This is a genomic window from Labilibaculum sp. (assembly GCF_041595635.1).
Taxonomy (GTDB): Bacteria; Bacteroidota; Bacteroidia; order Bacteroidales; family Marinifilaceae; genus Labilibaculum.
On sequence record NZ_JBFHJW010000012.1, the window covers coordinates 62700 to 80561 of the forward strand.

A 17862-nucleotide genomic window follows, 5' to 3' on the forward strand; every position below is an offset into this window, starting at 1 on the left:
TAAAAAGAAAACAAGGACGGTCCAGTAGCTCAGTTGGATTAGAGCAATAGCCTTCTAAGCTATAGGTCCCAGGTTCGAGCCCTGGCTGGATCACGAAAAAGGATGACATTTATGTCATCCTTTTTTTTGTTTCTATTCCTCTTATTTTCCGAGAATACTCAAAATAAACCTTACGTGCTGGCTAATTACAGAGTGCATATCGCTTAGCACAGTAAGCTTACAAGCTAATTGCTAAAACGTAAATCCTAAATTCAGACTAACTAACCAGGCGTTTAAGCCATCACTTCGGTCGTAGTAGGCGGTTCGCAGGCCAATACTTTTAAGTTGGGCCATTTTATTTTTTCGAAAAGGAGATTTAAAATTACTGATTCCCATTATCGGGGAATATTGAAACCCAATCCCGACTTTGTAGCTGTCAAAATCCGATAAATCGTAGTCGGAGGTATAAAATTCGGCACTCGAACTGGCCGTTCCAAATTCATAAAAATCGTCGGCAGCAGTTTGTGTATGATACCTGAAAAAGGGAGCGGCAATAAAAGATGGCGAGAGCATCATGGGAAGTTCTATGCTGGCCGTGTGTGCCGTAATTCCCCAGCTATCGGAATAGAATCGATAGAATGTTTTAAGTCGCATAAAGTCACTTAGGTAGTAGCTCCATCGCATGGAAACGGGAATTTTAATTCTGCTATCATCCAGGCGTTCGATGTGGCTTCTTGTGGCCAATTCGCTTTTGTTGTCGGCATAGGCAAAAGCATCATCGAAAAATACGCGATGAAAAGGCGTAGATAGGAGTCCGCTTTGCGAGACCACTTCTGTTGAAAACAGCACTTGCAGTCGCTTGTTGATGACCTGAGAATACGATAAGCCGAATTTTAAAGTAGTTCGCACATCATCGCTAAGGTTAGCCTCGCTGGTTCCTCTTAATTCGGTTGGATAAAGCAATGTCCAGCTGTCACTCATGTAGGAAGCATCCAAGCTAAGGGAACGGTTCTGATCTTGGGAGTTCAGGCTGTAGGAGCCACCAAAATTGTAGGAACTCACGTCGTATTCCTGCGAAAATCCGGCCTGAACGCTATAGGCATTGGGGGAATTTTTTAGCTGGCGCGAATAGGCTGCATTCAAATGCGCCCGGGCATCTGAGCTCGAGGCAGAGGACTTGTGTGTGTCGAAGTAATCGATATTATCGGTGGAAGCCGACGAGTAGATGTCGATTCCAAAATTCAGATCGAGGCTCGATAGTGAATCCATCGGGATGTGAACCACAAAACTAGGCGCTACATTGCTCAGTTCTTCGGTTCCCTGTCCTCCTGTTACCGGCGAATGATCTCCATCCTGATCGTAATAGTTCATGAGGAAGTTGACTTCTGTTTCCTGATAGTTTTCCGGGGATTTTATCTTTTTGCTGTTTTTTTCCTGTTTGTCGTCTATGCTGTTTGTATCGTTTTGCGCATTTGTAGTGATGGCAAGAGATAAGAGCAGGATCAGCGAGAGTGTTGTTCTTAATTGCATCCGCAGCCTCCTCCCGATTTTCCTCCGTTGGCACCAGCAGCACCTTCGCGATAGGCTTCAAAATTCGTTTCGTACACTTCTAGTTTTTTTGCCTGAAGTGCCATTTCTTCATCGTTCAGGTAGGTTTTTTGATAGGCTGCTACTGAAACGCAGCTGTTCATTGCAAGCAATGCAACAAAACCCACAAGAAGAAGATTGATTTTTCTATTTTTTTTCATTTCTAAATTCTATTGGTCAATTTTTATTGTTGGTTTCCTGATATTCTAATTGCAAATGCTGTGAGGTGATCAGTTTTTGGTCGTCGGTCACCAATATGCATTCTATTCCATTTAGCTGATTGATCAGCTCGAGTCCTTTCTCTTTTCCCAGCACAAAAACGGATGTGGCCAGTGCATCGGCCAATTCTGCATCGGGGCAAATGATGCTCACGCTGCTGAGGCCTTTTACCGGATATCCCGTTCTGGGATCGATAATATGAGAGTATCGTTCTCCCTTGAATTCTACAAATTTTTCGTAGTTGCCCGAAGTCACCACTGCCGTTTCGCTGATGGTGAGCCAGGAGTAGATTTGTTCTTTGTTTTTGGGGTTGGCAATGCCAATTTTCCACTCTTTTCCTCCGGCATCTTTTCCCCAGCTGATCAAATCGCCCGAAGCGTTTACCAGTGCTCCATCGAGTCCCATGGTAGATAGTAGGCTTAGTGCTTTATTGGCAGCGTAACCTTTCCCAATTGCACCAAAGCCAATTTTCATTCCTTTTTCTTTTAGAAAGACAGTTCTGTTTTTGGCATCGAGAATAATGTTGTTGAAATTGATTTTAGAGACCGAAGCAGCTACAGTGGCCGAATCGGGCATATCAGTCATGCTGCCGTCGAATTTCCAGATTTTATCCATAGAAGCATAGGAAATATCGAAAGCGCCATGGGTAAGCCTGGATATTTTTAAGGAGCGACGGATGAGGTTGAATAACTCCTGATCGACCTGAACGGGACCAATGCCGGCGTTTGCAACAATCGCACTGGTTTGAGAATTGGGATCCCATGAAGAAATTAGATCCTCAATTCGTTGGATTTCCGTAATGCCTGCCTGTATGGCTTGTTGCGCTTTGTCCTTGTCGCTACTAACTGCAGTGATTTCGAAACGTGAGCCCATTAGTAGGAGAACATCGGTGTACGATTGATTGTTTTGTCCTTTGGCCGAAAAAAACATTCCTTCGGCAAGGACAAGAAAAATCCATAAATATTTCATGTCGATTTATTGGATAAAAGACTGTATGTGTTGAACGTATTCAGCAGGAGAAATGCTTTTGTATCCTGTTTTTCCCAAAACATTGGCTTCGCTGTCGAATAGCAGAATGGTTGGAAATTGGCCATTCGGATTGTATTGAGCAGCCAGCTTTTCGTTGATGGAAGTTTGTTCGTCGGACAATTTGTTTTTCTTCAAGCGAGGAAAATCAACATTCAGAATAATCAGTTCTTTATCGGCAAATTGCGCAAATTCATGACTGCTTAGAATGGTTTTCTTTAGTAGAATGCAGGATCGGCACCAGTCTGATCCTGAAAAATTTACAAATACATGTTTGTTTTCAAGCTTGGCTTTTGCGAGAGCTTCCTCTAAATTGTTTTGGGCACTGCCGCTTACCGAATTTATCAGGCTAATGGCGATAAACAGAATGGCAATTTGTGTGATTCTTTTCATAAATCTGATCTTAGTGTTCTCTTTATTTACCAGTGTGGTGAATATTTTCTGAATCAAATGTATAAAAAAAACATCTTGCACGACATAAATTAATCTTAAAATATGTAAAAATGTTTATATTTAGATTCTAACATTTTAGAACAACAAGTTGTAAACCTCAAGTAAGCTGGTCGTAAATTGCTGACAGCTTCATGCTAAAACTTCAGTAATTAAAGGCGAATTCCCTTGTTGTGAAGGATGGTTTTTACTTCGTTGCCAAAAGTTGATTTTTGCAAAGCGACCATGGCATCAATTTTATCATTGCCAATATTTAGTAGGCCCAAAAGAATATAGGCGGAGTTGCGATCGGCAGGAGCATCTTTTACCAGTTCGAGTAGAATGTTGGCCCCCGAATAGAATTCTTTATTGGAAAGCACCGATAAATTTACGAAAAACTGGCTGGCTGCTTCAATTACAGTTCCTTCTTCTTCTACCTGAATAAAAGGGAAGAGAGCCATGATTGCCCGGGTTTTCTTTTTTCGAATAAAGGCACTCAAAGCACTTAGCATTTTAAGACGTTCTTCGCAGCTGGTAAGGGATTGTAAATGTTCGTACATCTGAAAAAGAATGGGAATCATCTTCTTATTTTGGCTTTCTCCATAAAGCAAACAGGTTCTAAATGTCATCATTTGAAATTCATCTTTGCTTAGTTCCCTCCATTTTCCAGGTTCAACAGCCAATCTATCGAGATAGGAATAGTCTTTTTTATTTTCTGCCATGTGCTTTTTTCTAATGTGGCACAAAGATAGAAAATGAATTTCATCTCCAAAGAAGATTGAGGACAGTCAGCCTATTTTATTTGAATATTTCAGGAATACTGAAATTTGTTTTGCAATTGATCCTTTTTTGCTACTTTTGCTAGCCTTGCCCAGATGGCGGAATTGGTAGACGCGTCAGCTTGAGGGGCTGGTGACCGCATGGTCGTGCAAGTTCGAGTCTTGTTCTGGGCACCCATCTATTGTTAATGAAAATAAAAAGCACTTAAAGTTAATGACTTAAGTGCTTTTTTTATGTTCGAAAAAGTCATTTAAATATTCTTTTAACACTGATTTGGAGGGAGAAAATATCAAGCTGGCACGGAAAAGACGAAAATTAACGACCATTCAGGTTTCTGAGCGGGCAGATATAGACAGAACAACTTTGTATCAAATCGAAAAGGGAAATTCAAAAGTATCCATGGGAGCCTGCTTTAATGAGTTAAGAGTATTGGGTTTACAGGATGATTTTTGAAATTGGCTGCAGATGATGCGTTTGGGAGGAAATTACAGGATTTAGATGTGCTGTAAATAAAGCGTAGTAAGTTGAAGCTTTATAAGGAGACTAAAATGGCGTCGGGAAAAACAGATACATACCTATATGCAGATTGGAAAGCACTGTTGGAACCACAACTTATGTAGGAGCTGAAAGAAAAAAAGAAAACGAAGTGGTTTTAAAAGGGATACTATTCATTGAAAAACATAGGGTTAGGCGTTTAAGCCCGACCCTATTTCATAATTTTAAAAATCCATTTGATCCAGAACACCTTTTAGTAAGTTGGCTGAGTGGTTGAGTTGTTCCTGCTCTTTATCATTGAGTTTTAATCTCATTACATAGTCCACACCTTCTGCGTTAATCACGGCTGGTAATCCAATGTACAAATCTTTAATTGTATCATAAGTTCCGTCGTTATAAACCGAAATAGGAATGATTCGATTTTCGTCGTTTAAAATTGCGGAAGTGATGCTTACCAAAGTCATGCCTATGCCATAGTAAGTTGCTCTTTTGCGTTTAATAATTTCAAAAGCGGCATTCTTCACCGACTTGTAAATTTCTTCTAAATCCTTGAAATCAATTTCTTCCATCGATTCAATCACATCGACCAATGGCTTGGCGCCAACATAGGCCTTCGACCAGCAGACAAATTCAGAATCGCCATGCTCACCCATGATGTATGCATGAATGTTTTTAACGGAGATATTAATTTTTTGTGCGATCTCAAATCGAAGTCTTGCAGTATCAAGAGAGGTGCCACTACCAATAACTTTTGAGGAGGGAAGTCCCGATGCTTTCCAGGCTACATAGGTTAAGATGTCAACCGGATTTGATGCAACCAATATAATTCCATTGAACTTACTTTTCATTACTTGGCCAACAACAATTTTCATGATGCTTGCATTTCTATTTAGTAAGTCAATTCTCGATTCTCCTTCTTTTTGTGGAACCCCTGCCGTAATCACAACAATGTCTGCCTCTTTACAATCGTTGTAGTCACCAGCATAAATCTTCATTTTTCGTGGTGCATAGGATAAACCATGATTTAAGTCCATGGCTTCCCCTTCGGCACGTTTTTTATCGATGTCGATTAAAACCAGTTCTTTAACCGTACCCTGGTTTAGTAATGAATAGGCATAACTCATGCCAACCATTCCTGTGCCAATAATTACCACTTTACTTTTTGTTTTACTATTTGATGTCATTTTCTTCTTTTTAAGCTGAGAGATATATTAAAATTTGAGATGTAAAAGCCTGATTAATAAGAATAAAATCTAACTACTCGCGGCAGATACTTTAGTTCTGTAGTTTGATCAGAATCAAGTGAGAATTTACAAAAAAATTATAGATAATATCAGGAAAAGAATAGATTACTATTTTTTAGGTAAAGATTTTTATTCTGCCTGTGTTGAGCTTTCATTTCAATTGAGTCTTCGCATAAGAGTAAACAAGGGAATTGCCGATGCAGGACTGCTGCTGGGAGAGGCATTTTGTGAATTTGTGAATTTCTTTTATGCTAAGAGGAGTGTTTTGCATTGTGCTACATGTTGCTGTTTGTTAAAGATGTGTGGGGTAATTTTATGTCTTGCGAAGAAAATACCATTTGTTTTCCAGGTTGGTTGTTTTCAAAATCCTTATGGTCAGACTTGTAGAAGGTGTTTTGACATCCTTTTTTGAAAAGACATTGAATGGGTTAAGTAAAGTTTAAATCACGTACCTGTAATGCCAATTAGTACGTCTAAAGAATTTATTGGAAAATCGCATGCTGGTTTATATGGAGATGTTATTGAAACATTAGACTGGAGCGTTGGTGAGATTTTATCGGTATTGAAAAAAGAGGGGATTGACAATTTTACAATTCACATAGAGAAAGTAGTCCGTGAAAAATATGAGAAGGTGCAAAAATTAAGTCTTGTTAAAAATGAATCATTGGAAAAAGGACGAGAATAGATTGCGGCATACGTTGATTATACCCATACACTCGAAGAGATTCATGGGATAATTGAACATGGTTCAGGCACTCATCAACATTAAGTAAGGAATGATAATTCAAAAAAAATATGATGGAAATTACAAATTTCAAAGAAGTTCAGGCAAATAACAACCCACACGGAGTTGATGCGCGAAAGATTCATGAAAATGAAGATGCACAGGTGATACACATTCTTTTAAAACCTGGTGAAAAGTTAAAGCCACACAAAACACCTGTTGACGTATTCTTTTATGTGCTTGAGGGAAATGGTATGGTTCAGGTTGGAGATGAAAAAATGGAAGTGGTAAAAGATGACCTGATTGACAGCCATAAAAACATTTTGCATTGTTTATTCAATGAGAGTGAAAAAGATTTCAGGGTACTTGTTGTAAAAACACCTACACCAAACAGTCTAAAAAACAGGTAGGAATTACGAAACATTACAAACTTAAAAGGACAATGATTTTAAAGAATATTTAAAAAAAGGCCTCGTTTGTATAAAATCAGCTAAAATCCATGCGCAACGAAGCTGCTTTGGAAAGATTTTCTTGTTTTCTATACATTACGTCCTGCTTTCAGAATTATCTGAATGCTCGATTCATCAGGGGATTTGATATGTTTCGCTTAGGATCCCAATGGTTAAGTTCGATGGGTACGGGGGAAGATCAAACCTTTCAAAATCATTGCTTGTCGCCCTTGTGCCGGGCTTAAGCGAATGAAAAAAACAGTTTTCCGACCTTTTTTCTCTGAAAATGGAATTTTTCTATTTAACTTGTAACTTGATTTGTAAACGACAAGAGCCATCTGATGGGAGACCATCAGGTGTGGTTTTGGGAGAGGCATAGGGGGAAATTTATTTTGCCTACTCGATTCTCCAGTCTTGGCAAGAATGAAAACGAAAACTAAAAAAAATCTATTACTCCTGCTGCCTTTTCTGCTTGCTTTTCAGCTTGCAACAGCGCAAACAGATAGTTTACAATGCTTAGACATTGAATTGGCCAATTATAACTACCCATTTCCTGTTTCTATTTTGGAACTAAACATTCAAAAGCAAGATGTGAAAATGGCCTATATGGATGTCAAGCCTGAAAATTACAATGGCAAAAACATCCTCCTTTTTCATGGTAAAAATTTTAATGGTGCTTACTGGAAAACAACCATAGAAGCCCTATCGGAAAAGGGGTATCGGGTAATTGTTCCCGACCAAATCGGCTTTGGAAAGTCTTCAAAACCAAGGCACTTTCATTATACCTTTCAGCAACTTGCAAAAAACACAAAAACATTACTCGATACTTTGCATGTAGACAAAACCATGATTTTAGGACATTCCATGGGGGGCATGCTTGCGACACGTTTTGCATTAATGTTTCCTGAAAGCACAGCAAAACTAATTTTAGAGAATCCCATAGGATTGGAAGATTGGAAAGTAAAAGTTCCATACCAATCCGTAGAATGGTGGTACGATAACGAGCTTAAAAAAAGTTATGAGGGAATCAAAAAGTATCAATTGCTTAGTTATTACGACAACAAATGGAAAGCAGAATATGACCCATGGGTGAACCTCTTGGCAGGCTGGACATTAAATTCAGACTATGAAAGGATTGCCTGGAATTCAGCGCTGACTTACGACATGATTTTTACGCAGCCAGTGGTTTATGAATTTAAAAACATTCGTGTGCCAACACTTTTAATCATTGGCACAAGAGATAGAACGGCACTTGGGAAACCCCTTGTTTCTGCTGATGTGAGAAAAACCATGGGATTGTACAATGAATTGGGGAAACGAACTCAGCAAGAAATCCCTGGAGCGAAATTAGTAGAAATTGAAAACGTGGGGCATTTGCCTCATATTGAGAAGTTTGATCGTTTCATCCGTCCTTTGATTGAGTTCATGAAAGAATAAGCCTTGCCGGTAAGTCATCCTTTCTGTGTGAGGAACTCTTCAAGACCTGCGAATATTGGGAAGGGACTCGCCATGTAGAATTTTTTAGGCGGAGATTGCCAAAATAGGATAAGGCTGTGGGGTGACCTACAGCTTTTTTTTGTCTCGTATTCAGAACAAAGAAAGATGGCAAGGCTTATTGGGCACTGAGCAGAATTGGGACCAGTGCTTAGCTTTTTACCGGAAAGCGCCAGGGAGCTTTCATCTTCCGATAAATATTGTTAAATTCATCGCCTGAATAAAAAGCCATTCCATTCATGTGGTCCTTGGCGTAGATGTAAAATCGAAAGCATGAAAAGATACATTGGCATTCTGGCCATCCTCATTTTGGCTTCCTGTAGCAGTAAGAAAACGGAAAAGGCAGGAACAAGTGAACCAGCAAAGACAGAAGAAAACAAAGAGGCATTGGAGGGGATGGGCCTCACAGCCACCAGGAGTGAAATAAAAGACATAGACTGGTCCCAATTTGAATTCGTATTTACCTACCAGGACCAGGAAGAGGAATTGATTCAGGTTTTAGGGGTGAACAAGCTGGAAGAGGACTCCATCTGCTACCAGATCTATGTGAATTCAGTCTTGTGTGAATCTGAATTTTCAGGGAAAGCGGGTCTTGCTTTTCCTGGTGGAGACAGGGAAATGGACGAAGACGAAAGTGCCGCCTACTCCGTGAATGACTACCGGTTTGAGGGAGAGGGATATGTTGTTTCCATTCGGATTGCCTCCCAAGATTTCGGTAGGGCAAGATTCAGTTATCGCTCAGAGGAGGGAAGGGACGACTGTGACCCATGGGAGCAAATTGCAATGAAAAGGATTCGCTGAGCAGGCAGGCCCCCTGGCTTCCCTGGCATGACCTGCTGCCAGACAGAGGGGGCGGGCAAGGATGTTATGGGTGGCCATTCGAATCGGTAAAGGCAAAAGAGCAAGCTGCAGGGACAGTTTGCTCTTTTTCTTTTTCTTCTTGCCCTTCGGGAGAGTCGTTCTGGCTCGAATGTGCATTCCCCCAAAGCTATTTTCCCATGAGCTGGCATCCTTCCAAAGGAAGACAGAACAGTGCAAGTGAGAATTGATTTGCCTACTTCACCATCTCAATCATGTGATTGATGACCTTGGTGTGCTCGTGCTGAGGGCTGAACAGGATCATTTCGGCGTCTTTGGTGACTTTCACATTGTGCCCCGGAGGCCAATAGAATAGGTCGTTGCCATTGACCTCTTCCTCCTTGCCATTAGCATCGGTGGCAGTCACTTGACCACTGATGAGATAGCCCCAGTGAGGGCATTGGCACAAGTTTCCCTCCAGTCCCACAAACAGAGGTGTGGTATCGACCCCCTCGGCAAGGCTAAAGTACTCACAACTGATCTTCCCCAATCCGCTGGCGTCTCCAAAGTCATTTCTCTGACGAAGGATAGCGCCCGGAATTTCCATTTTGATTTCGATTTTGTTCTTTGCTATTTTCATATCTTTGATTGTTTACGTGTTAAAAATTAAACTCTTACCTGTATCAAAAATATCAAATAATGGAGCAAGGGGGCAGAACATTTGGTTATAATAAGTGAACTTTTGAGTCCATGGAAAGAAAATCAATTCCCGGATTTCAGGTAGACGGAGGGCAGGAGGCCAAATCGTTTCTCAAAACACTTTGAAAAGTAGGAGGTGCTGTTGAAGCCGGATTCATATGCGATTTCAGAAATGCTTTTCATTTTAAGCTTGATGCCTTCCAGGGCTTTGTTCAAGCGATATTCCCGAATGAAGTTGTTCGGAGATTTCCCGGTGAGTGACATCATTTTTCGGTACAAAGAGGTTTTGCTCATGCCCAGGGAACGGCTAAAATCTTCTACTTTTAAGTCTATGTTTTGCCATTCTTTTTCGGTAAAATCGATCAACTGATTTAAAAAATTTTCATCCGACAGGTTCAAATGATGGACTTGATCCAGGGCAAGATCCCGCCTCGTATTTTCAATGGCAATGGCTTCCTTTACCTCTGTGGACACAACAATGTCACCTTCATGCGCAAAGCAAAGGCAATGAGCTATATTAATGGTCTCCTCAAAGAGGGTCCTGTTTTTGGTGACTGGCATGCCGGTGGCCAAGCCCATTTTTATGCGGAATGAGGAAGTGCCAGCTTCTTTCTGGAGGGCATCCAGAAAATGCTTTGCTTTCAAAGCAAAGAGCACGGCCTTGTGCGCCGATGCAAAAGAGATCAGTAGGTGACTTCCCTTTTGTTCTACCAAACGCCCGTCAAAATGATTGAGCATGTCCTTGGTGGAAGTCATGGCTTCCTGCAGGCTTGTTTTGGAAGCATTAAAATCTTTCAGAGAGAGGGCCATGATTCTTAGCTTCAGCAAGGTTCTTTGGGCCGGATCTCTTATGATGTTCATGTGGTTTGAGGAGGAATTCACCGGATCCTTAATCCTTCCCAGAAAGGACTCCACAAGATGTGGATCCACCTCAATGATTTGATTGGGTACCTCCCCGTGTGCAGAATTGTGCATGTCCTGTATGGCCTCCGCATTGGGGGCCTCTATCAGGCAAAAGGCTATTTTTTTAATGCCGTCAAACCAGTAGGTCAAACCCCGGCAGTTAAATTCATGTTGAATTTTCAAGTCTTCCTTGTGCAGTTCTGCGACTATCTCGGCGGTAACGGAATCAGATACATCATGACGATCCATATATATTGGCATAAGACAATTGTTTTTCCGGAAATGGAATGCTGAGCATTATTGCTATTTGTTTCATTCTACCCAATTTACGCATTTTATTTCATTGCTGCCAATTCCATGGGGATCTGCCCGGCTTTTTAGGGCTTTCCAAGTCAATTCATGGGGAAGGACAGAGGGGAAGGCTTTCAAAAAAAGCATTTGCCATCCAGGAACGACAGAATAGGGGGAATGTGCAATGGATGGCAGAGGCAGCCTGCCTGCAAGCCATATCAAAAGGATGAGGACGGCTATCTGAACTACTCCTTATCCAATCCATCCACAATAACACCTCCCATGGATGCCGGAAAGGAAAGGATGATGATTCTTTTCAGGGCAATGATGGGTTCCTCAAGCAGGGGCATTCTGTTGAGCGCAAAGAGAACCACAAATACCACCAGCAGGGTAATTCCATAATCAATTAGGGTCCTGAAAAGGAAATGAGACAGGCGGTGTTTTACCTGCCCCTGAAAGATCCCCTGAAAGGAGTAGATGTTGATGAAAAATAGGGACAGCAGAAAAATCACAAGGAGATTGAAGGGGGGTAAGGTTTCGCTAAGTCTCCAGGATTCTTCCGAAAAGGCAACTGGAATCGTCAAGGCCGAGGATCCAACAAGGACTTGAATGACGTCTTCTGAGTTCAATGTATCTTTCTTCATTCTTTTTCTCTTTGGGTGGTCATGGCCTGAACCAATCGTTTTGGCCTGTTGCATGGAAAACAGAAGGTGCTCCTCCCTGACTCAGCAACAGCTTGACCCAATTTAGCCTTTTTTTACTTGCCTGTCAAGTGGCAGAGGGACTTTTCCCCGGGAGGAAATGGGCTGGTGGCAGTCCCTGCATGCCATCTCCCGTAAAGTGAAAGTAAGTGGTATCTACATAGGGCCATCCCTTTTCAAAATCCCGAATGGATCAGAGTTCCTTCAGGGTGGGTAAGCGCCAATCCTCATGTCCAGCCAGTCTTAGGTTCTCGCAGTACTGTTTCGCTTCTTCCCATCTCATTCCATTTTCAGATTGATTCTGACTTCGGGTCAATCCGCTTAGGCGATCGGTAATGCTGCCATCTCCATTGTCGGTATAGAACAGGGGGACTCCCTTTTTGTAATCGGCATGCTGACCATAAAAATCATCCCCGGCTTTGAGATGGCTGAGGGTATCTCCTGCAGTGCCATAACAACCGACTTGCCCTGTCTGTGTGAGGGTGAAATTGTGATTCTTTGTTTGGGGGGCATCACAACTACTCAGGCAGGAAAGGCAAAAGAGGGTAAGCAAAAGGCTAGCATTGTTTCTCAATATTTCTTTCATACATTCAATTTTATGATTTGTATGTTCGAAGGTATTGGAAAAGAATTTTGCCCAAGTGATTTCGACAGTCCGGATCATTTTTTCGATAAATGCAAGCCTGTGGCAGATCAGTATTTCGAGTGGCAACTCCTGTAAACGGGTAGGGAAGGATGAATTTTCTTGACATGGCATCAGGCTTTCTATGCCCCCTAAATACGCCATTGCACTGGTCCTAAAGAGGAATTCATTGCTGATTTTTGCCCTGCTTGTTTCCTGGTTGGCAGCCTACGGGGCTGTATTCATCTTGTTTTACAAATTCGTTCTGAGTTCATGCTGCATTCTCGCCATTACTCTCACCTTTTTGTTTGTATGTGTCTCTTGGTGAACCGATAAAGCTTTTATGGGAGCTGAGTTTGTGCTGATGTAATGGATTTTTAATTCCAGGCCATTTTCAACGACTAGCTGCGTCTGATCTGTATCAATAATGCTTTGTGTGTCTGTGTCTATTGGTAAACCATCCAGATATTTCTCTTGAATTATCTTTGTAATTTCCTGATGTTGTTTGTGGTTTAAAAAACTCGTGAAGGTGTAATTGCAGTAAAACATTTTCCGATGACACTGATGTATCTCCAGTCGGACCTTGTACCCACCAATAATGATCTTGTAGAAATAGATTTTAATGTCTAGCTTGTTTTTTTGAATTCTGGTTTTAAAGTCAGAATTTTTAAATTTCCTGCTAATCTGGCTTTTGTTGTCGAAATTGAACAGAAAATCTTCCTGAAGGGCAATTGTTTTGTTCGTTCCTACTGATTCTTTCTTCTGATACATATCAATTACTCTCAGGTATTCAGAAAAGTCGTTGTAATGTTCAGTCAGTAGACCATAGTAGTAGTAATTCTTGTGATAGGAGTGACCAATCAGGCGCTTGTTTTTCAATCTATTTAGCAAAGGTGAAATTACTCTCATAAAAATTTCTGATGAACTATTATTCCTTAGTAAAGGGGTAAAGCTACCAACTAAATGTCTTGTTTTTGTACGCAGGCCTATAATATTCCTGTGCTTTTTTATGAATCTTTCTTTTTCGTCAGCGAAATGCCAATAAAATTCAATTAGTTTTTTTTTTGTTCATGTAATATGGCCTTTAAAAAGGGAAAATAGCTGGTTTTTTCCCTGTTTGAGTGGATTTGGCAGGGGAAAATCTGTCTTTTTATTTTGAGAATGTCAAAACAAGCTCTTTTTTATCCTCCATAAATGCCAATTTGAGGAGGAGTTCTCAATTCCTGCTCGTTTTTTTATTGGGCTTGTCTGCACTCTTCTTTCGGTGCAAATGTGGGTGCATGCTGATGACACAATCATTCCCTTTTGTCGAATTATTCTTGTAAGTATTTTCTTTGCTGCCTGTGTGTCTGCTTTTGCATCGAATTCTGCCTTTTTTTCTGCTGGTTTTTTGTCATTGGTCAAAAGTTTTTAGGCGTAGGGAAATTTTCCTGCCTTGTTCCTGTTGTTTGTAAAAGGAGAGAAGAGAATTTTTGCAAGTGAAAATTCCCTTAAGAAAAGGAATATCAAGTTGTTTTTCATTGTATTATGTATACAATAATAATGGAAGTTAAGTAAGGATATGCTTCCTTAGACTTTATGTTTGTTATTGATATAGAGATAATTCTCAATTTTTCCAGGCAATTTCCAGTTTGTGTTTATCTTAAATTGTCTATAAACATAACAATATATTAAATTTTATTGTTTTGCAGCTTAATCAGGATAAAAGAGTATTTATTTCCTATAAATAGCTGTTTTCTTGATAAAAAACAGCATTTCTTTTTTTGTTGGGTGGGATATAATGATTAATATTGTTGTTCGATTTAGAGGGTGGATTTGATGTCGTTTGTTCAGTATCCATTGAGTGTTGATGATTTGACTATTAAGTTAATTATCAATTCTTTTTTTTTTACTTATTTATTCAATGGAATTGTCAATTAATCTACCATGCGTTGTGGGACAGAATGAGCGAAGCTGTGTTCGTTTGATGAGTATTGTATTTGTTTTTTAGGTGGATGTTTTTCCATTTTTTGCTTTTTGCAGATTCCCAGGAGTCTCCGCACAATCCAAAGGTAGTATTTCCCTGTTAATCGAGATGTAATATCTTGTTAATTAATGCATTGTGTTTTTGTATGGAGAATTCCCCCTGGCATGCGATTTATGCCAAGTCGAACTGTGAAAAAAAATTATGTGAAGAGTTGTTGAGGTGTGGAGTTGAGTGCTATCTACCTTTAAATAAAGAGCTTCGAAAGTGGAGTGATCGTAAAAAATGGATCGAGAAACCACTCATTCCTTCCTATGTTTTTGTTCGCGGAAGCAGGAAGGAGATGCATTTGGCCATTGGTCTTACTTATGCTGTTTGTTTTGTGACTTTTGGAGGGCGGTTGGCTAATATTCCCAACAATCAGATTGAGACATTAAAGCTGTTCCTGAAAGATTGCAGTCGGAATACCGAAATGGTGTACGAGCAGGTGAAGAAAGGAGAATGGGTAAGGGTGAAGTACGGACCCATGAAGGGAATTGTTGGTGAGGTGGTTGAGATGAGGGGGCGACAGCGAATAGTGCTTCGTTTTGCATCGCCGGCAACTTGTATTCTTACAGATATTTCTATGGATGAAGTCGAGAGAATCAGGCAGAACGAGTTGGCTGGAGGGTAAATGCAGTGCACGCAAGTGTTTTGCCCATGTGCTTGAAATGTAGTCTTGCTATTGTTGAATTGTGATGGAAGCCATTTGTGACTTCCTTGTTTGTTGAAATATGGAGTGCCGGATGAAGGGCTTTGCTGGTATGCAATTGCTTGTTCACTAGAAAATACATGAAAAGTCTGTTTATGAAAAAGATTCTGATTTTTTTAGTTTTGTTTGTTTTGTACGCATCCCCCAGGCTGATGGCTCAGATTTCACCCCGGATGTTGGAGCATAGTTACTCATTTGGAGTTAGTTCGGGGCAGAAGTATAATTCTGGTTATGGTTTTCGTGCGAGCTACGATCTTCGGGTGTTCGATGGGATCTCTTTTGGTTTTATGGGGAACTTTTTTTTCGAAGATGTTTCCTATAGCGATCAACGCGATTTGTTTTTGGGTGCACGTACCAACATTCATCTAATGCCTTTGTTTACTGTGTACCAATCGGATTACGATTTTTACCTGGGAGGTGCACTTGGTACCACCACGGGGCATCATTCGGAAGACTTGACTGCGGAAGGCTGGTTGGGTCTGCGCTACAGCATGAACGAGAATTGGTCGGTTTATACAGAAATAGGAACTACCTTTTCGATTGGTTTGGTTTATCGGTTTAGACAAAAAGATTGGCTGAAACGCTTACAATAAGAGAGGAGCTTGTAAAATGAGGATACAAAACACATATAGGCTGCAAAAATCAATGGGATTGCTAAGCATTTTTTTGCTCTTGGCTTGTCCGGTTTTTGCTTTGTCTCCTGCCGGAGAGCTGGAGACAGTTAGTAGCAATGAAATGGCATCGCTGAGCTTGAGTCATCCCAAGACCATGGGCAGTTCGGCGAGTCAGGACAAGTACTCCATGTGGGAGCGTACAGTTCCTAGTGCTCACTACTATTCTTTGGGAATTACCCCGGGTTCGAAAATGAGTTCGGGTTTTGGATTGCAGGGAAGCTACGATTTGAAGCTTTCTCCTGTTGTCTCTTTGGGTGTTCAAATCAATGTTTTTTGGGAAGAATCCGATTTTTCTAAGGATAAAACAGGCTATTTTGGTCCGCGACTAAACATTGACCTACTGGAATTGATGTCCAGTGGTTCCCGTGCCTGGGATGTGTACGTAGGGTTTACTGCAGGGGCAAAAACGGATGCTGATGACGCCAAGCTGGATGGAGAAGCCTACTTTGGAGTGAGATGGAACTATGCTGTGCGCTGGTCGATGTACAGCGAAGTGGGCAATGGAGCCGTTCTGGGCATGGTTTTTAAATTGTAGCTTACTCACACTACCTGTCATCCTGGACTTGTTTCAGGATCTCAAAGAAAAATTAAGACGCAGATTCCGCTGAAAAAGAGGATTAAATAAGATTTAAAAAAAGGAACACAAATTACACAGATGTAAATAATGGTCACAAATTAGGTGGTAGTTTGCCCGCACCGCCTCCCGACATGGACAAAGCAGGTGGGGCCCCATAGGAGCAGAAAGCGTTAAGAACAGAATTCCATGAGTGAGGCACGAGGGAATATTATTCTGTTTAGCTTTCAAAGCGTGATGGGTCACCGATTGTCGAGGTCTTGAACTTTTTGCTTCGTTTTTGGTTCAAGCCAAAAATGAAGTCGGGTTTGGGCGAAGCGCCAAAATCAATTCATCAATGTACCGAACGCAGTGAGATCATGAATGCCCGTGAAAATGATGAATGAATCAAAAAGTTTGAAGAGTCCGTCCGACTTGAGGACAAGAAAAAATACCTGGACGCAGATCCCGCAGAAAAAGATGATTAAATAAGATTTAAAAAAAAGAGGAACACAAATTACACAGATATAACGAATTTTCACAAATCAAGCGGTACAATGCCCGCACCGCCTCCCGACATGGACAAAGCAGGTGGGGCCCCATAGCTGAAAAAGACGTGAAGAAAAAAATCCGTTTTAAAAATGAATTTCGCGTTTATATATAGGTGTGATCATCGAATACCAAATAAAGTCTATTTGCAGCAGAAGTGTTTACTCATTTTTTAAACATTACTTTTTTTTAGTCTTTGAAGCGTGATGGGTCACCGATTGTCGCAGTCTTGATTTTTTGTAACTTTTTTATCAAGAAAAAAGTTTGAAGAGTCCGTCCGACTTGAGGAGAAGAAAGGGAACAAGGTTAAAGGTTAAAGGAAAAAGGTTAAAGGAAGAAGGTTAAAAAGTCAGCAGGATGATGATGATCACCGTACGTTTGAACCCATAAAGGGGCTTAAAAAATTATAAACCACAAATTACACGAATTTTCACAAATTAAACGCTAGTCTGCTCACACTTGCACGTCATCCCGAGGGAAGCGCAGCGACGAAGGATCTCTAACAAATTAAGAATTAACAATTGGCCGCACTTAGCACAATATAGAATTGTCATTGCGAGGCGAGGAACGAAGCAGCGGCAATCTGCCCGCATTTGCACGTCATCCTGAACTTGTTTCAGGATCTCAAAGAAAAATTAAGACGCAGATTCCGCAGAAAAAGAGGATTAAATAAGATTTAAAAAAAAAAGGAAACCACAAATTCCACAAATTTTCACAAATCAAGCGGTACAATGCCCGCACTGCTTCCCGACATGGACAAAGCAGGATGCTCACTTTTCCTACTGAACTCTAATTGCAGTTGGACTCGCATCAGAAAAAAGGGCGTGAAGAAAATCAGATAAAAGAAGCGTAAAGAAACCTGACTTGTCTGAGGAACGTTAGGCTCGACTTTGGAGAGACTAAAAGGACGAGTTTCAGGTTTTAGCGAAGAG

20 protein-coding genes and 2 tRNA genes are annotated in these 17862 nt (G+C 40.8%); 10 read left to right on the forward strand and 12 right to left on the reverse strand.

Annotated elements, in window-relative coordinates:
* Positions 1-18: 18 nt before the first annotated feature.
* Positions 19-93: transfer RNA gene (locus ABYT26_RS05640), tRNA-Arg, on the forward strand.
* A gap of 138 nt (positions 94-231) precedes the next feature.
* Here the strand turns inward: ABYT26_RS05640 and ABYT26_RS05645 are convergent.
* The 5 genes from ABYT26_RS05645 to ABYT26_RS05665 all read right to left on the reverse strand — a co-directional run bounded on the left by ABYT26_RS05645 (position 232) and on the right by ABYT26_RS05665 (position 3962).
* The gene (locus tag ABYT26_RS05645; protein WP_372751917.1) at positions 232-1509 is read right to left on the reverse strand and encodes a DUF3570 domain-containing protein; all 1278 of its coding nucleotides are present in this window, start codon (positions 1507-1509) and stop codon (positions 232-234) included.
* Positions 1500-1727, reverse strand: coding sequence for a DUF4266 domain-containing protein (locus tag ABYT26_RS05650; protein ID WP_372751918.1), 228 nt, complete (start codon positions 1725-1727; stop codon positions 1500-1502). Before ABYT26_RS05650 ends, ABYT26_RS05645 begins: the two co-directional genes overlap by 10 nt.
* Positions 1728-1743: 16 nt before the next feature.
* On the reverse strand, positions 1744-2754 hold the full coding sequence (locus ABYT26_RS05655) for an FAD:protein FMN transferase (protein ID WP_372751919.1): 1011 nt from the start codon (positions 2752-2754) through the stop codon (positions 1744-1746).
* Between the two features lie 6 nt (positions 2755-2760).
* A complete protein-coding gene (locus tag ABYT26_RS05660) occupies positions 2761-3204 on the reverse strand; it encodes a thioredoxin family protein (RefSeq protein ID WP_372751920.1) in 444 nt (147 codons plus the stop codon).
* Between the two features lie 209 nt (positions 3205-3413).
* Positions 3414-3962: a hypothetical protein gene (locus ABYT26_RS05665; protein WP_372751921.1), complete on the reverse strand. Its 549-nt coding sequence runs from the start codon at positions 3960-3962 to the stop codon at positions 3414-3416.
* 147 nt (positions 3963-4109) lie between these two features.
* On the opposite strand from ABYT26_RS05665, the gene ABYT26_RS05670 reads away from it, so the two are divergent.
* Together ABYT26_RS05670 and ABYT26_RS05675 are read left to right on the forward strand one after the other, a co-directional pair.
* Positions 4110-4193 (forward strand) — tRNA-Leu (locus tag ABYT26_RS05670).
* A gap of 49 nt (positions 4194-4242) precedes the next feature.
* Entirely contained in the window at positions 4243-4473 is a 231-nt protein-coding gene (locus ABYT26_RS05675; RefSeq protein ID WP_372751922.1) for a helix-turn-helix domain-containing protein, read from the forward strand.
* 266 nt (positions 4474-4739) lie between these two features.
* Here the strand turns inward: ABYT26_RS05675 and ABYT26_RS05680 are convergent, their stop codons facing one another.
* Positions 4740-5699 carry an L-lactate dehydrogenase gene (locus tag ABYT26_RS05680; RefSeq protein WP_372751923.1) on the reverse strand — a complete coding sequence of 320 codons (960 nt, stop codon included), beginning with the start codon at positions 5697-5699 and terminating at the stop codon, positions 4740-4742.
* A 517-nt stretch (positions 5700-6216) separates the two neighbouring features.
* Here ABYT26_RS05680 and ABYT26_RS05685 point away from each other — a divergent pair.
* The 4 genes from ABYT26_RS05685 to ABYT26_RS05700 all read left to right on the forward strand — a co-directional run bounded on the left by ABYT26_RS05685 (position 6217) and on the right by ABYT26_RS05700 (position 9227).
* Positions 6217-6444, forward strand: a complete 228-nt coding sequence (locus ABYT26_RS05685; protein ID WP_372751924.1) for a hypothetical protein — start codon at positions 6217-6219, stop codon at positions 6442-6444.
* A 110-nt stretch (positions 6445-6554) separates the two neighbouring features.
* The gene (locus ABYT26_RS05690) at positions 6555-6893 is read left to right on the forward strand and encodes a cupin domain-containing protein (protein ID WP_372751925.1); all 339 of its coding nucleotides are present in this window, start codon (positions 6555-6557) and stop codon (positions 6891-6893) included.
* 462 nt (positions 6894-7355) lie between these two features.
* Positions 7356-8369 (forward strand): alpha/beta fold hydrolase, encoded by a 1014-nt coding sequence (locus tag ABYT26_RS05695; protein ID WP_372751926.1) that lies wholly within the window; start codon positions 7356-7358, stop codon positions 8367-8369.
* A gap of 330 nt (positions 8370-8699) precedes the next feature.
* Positions 8700-9227 (forward strand): hypothetical protein, encoded by a 528-nt coding sequence (locus tag ABYT26_RS05700; protein ID WP_372751927.1) that lies wholly within the window; start codon positions 8700-8702, stop codon positions 9225-9227.
* Positions 9228-9480: 253 nt separating this feature from the next.
* On the opposite strand, the gene ABYT26_RS05705 is transcribed toward ABYT26_RS05700, so the two are convergent.
* The 5 genes from ABYT26_RS05705 to ABYT26_RS05725 form a co-directional block, all read right to left on the reverse strand.
* The gene (locus tag ABYT26_RS05705) at positions 9481-9864 is read right to left on the reverse strand and encodes a hypothetical protein (protein WP_372751928.1); all 384 of its coding nucleotides are present in this window, start codon (positions 9862-9864) and stop codon (positions 9481-9483) included.
* 122 nt (positions 9865-9986) lie between these two features.
* Positions 9987-11087 (reverse strand): nickel-binding protein, encoded by a 1101-nt coding sequence (locus ABYT26_RS05710; RefSeq protein ID WP_372751929.1) that lies wholly within the window; start codon positions 11085-11087, stop codon positions 9987-9989.
* 275 nt (positions 11088-11362) lie between these two features.
* Positions 11363-11761, reverse strand: coding sequence for a DUF2391 family protein (locus ABYT26_RS05715; protein WP_372751930.1), 399 nt, complete (start codon positions 11759-11761; stop codon positions 11363-11365).
* Between the two features lie 250 nt (positions 11762-12011).
* A complete protein-coding gene (locus ABYT26_RS05720) occupies positions 12012-12482 on the reverse strand; it encodes a DUF1566 domain-containing protein (protein ID WP_372751931.1) in 471 nt (156 codons plus the stop codon).
* A gap of 210 nt (positions 12483-12692) precedes the next feature.
* Entirely contained in the window at positions 12693-13349 is a 657-nt protein-coding gene (locus ABYT26_RS05725; protein WP_372751932.1) for a hypothetical protein, read from the reverse strand.
* 1202 nt (positions 13350-14551) lie between these two features.
* Between ABYT26_RS05725 and ABYT26_RS05730 the strand changes: the two genes are divergently transcribed.
* The 3 genes from ABYT26_RS05730 (at position 14552) to ABYT26_RS05740 (ending at position 16363) form a co-directional block, all read left to right on the forward strand.
* Positions 14552-15076, forward strand: a complete 525-nt coding sequence (locus ABYT26_RS05730; protein ID WP_372751933.1) for a UpxY family transcription antiterminator — start codon at positions 14552-14554, stop codon at positions 15074-15076.
* 173 nt (positions 15077-15249) lie between these two features.
* Positions 15250-15747 carry a hypothetical protein gene (locus ABYT26_RS05735; protein ID WP_372751934.1) on the forward strand — a complete coding sequence of 166 codons (498 nt, stop codon included), beginning with the start codon at positions 15250-15252 and terminating at the stop codon, positions 15745-15747.
* A gap of 58 nt (positions 15748-15805) precedes the next feature.
* A complete protein-coding gene (locus ABYT26_RS05740; protein ID WP_372751935.1) occupies positions 15806-16363 on the forward strand; it encodes a hypothetical protein in 558 nt (185 codons plus the stop codon).
* 1279 nt (positions 16364-17642) lie between these two features.
* Here ABYT26_RS05740 and ABYT26_RS05745 read toward each other — a convergent pair.
* Positions 17643-17862 (reverse strand): hypothetical protein (locus ABYT26_RS05745; RefSeq protein ID WP_372751936.1); only part of this gene is annotated, 220 nt, incomplete at its 5' end.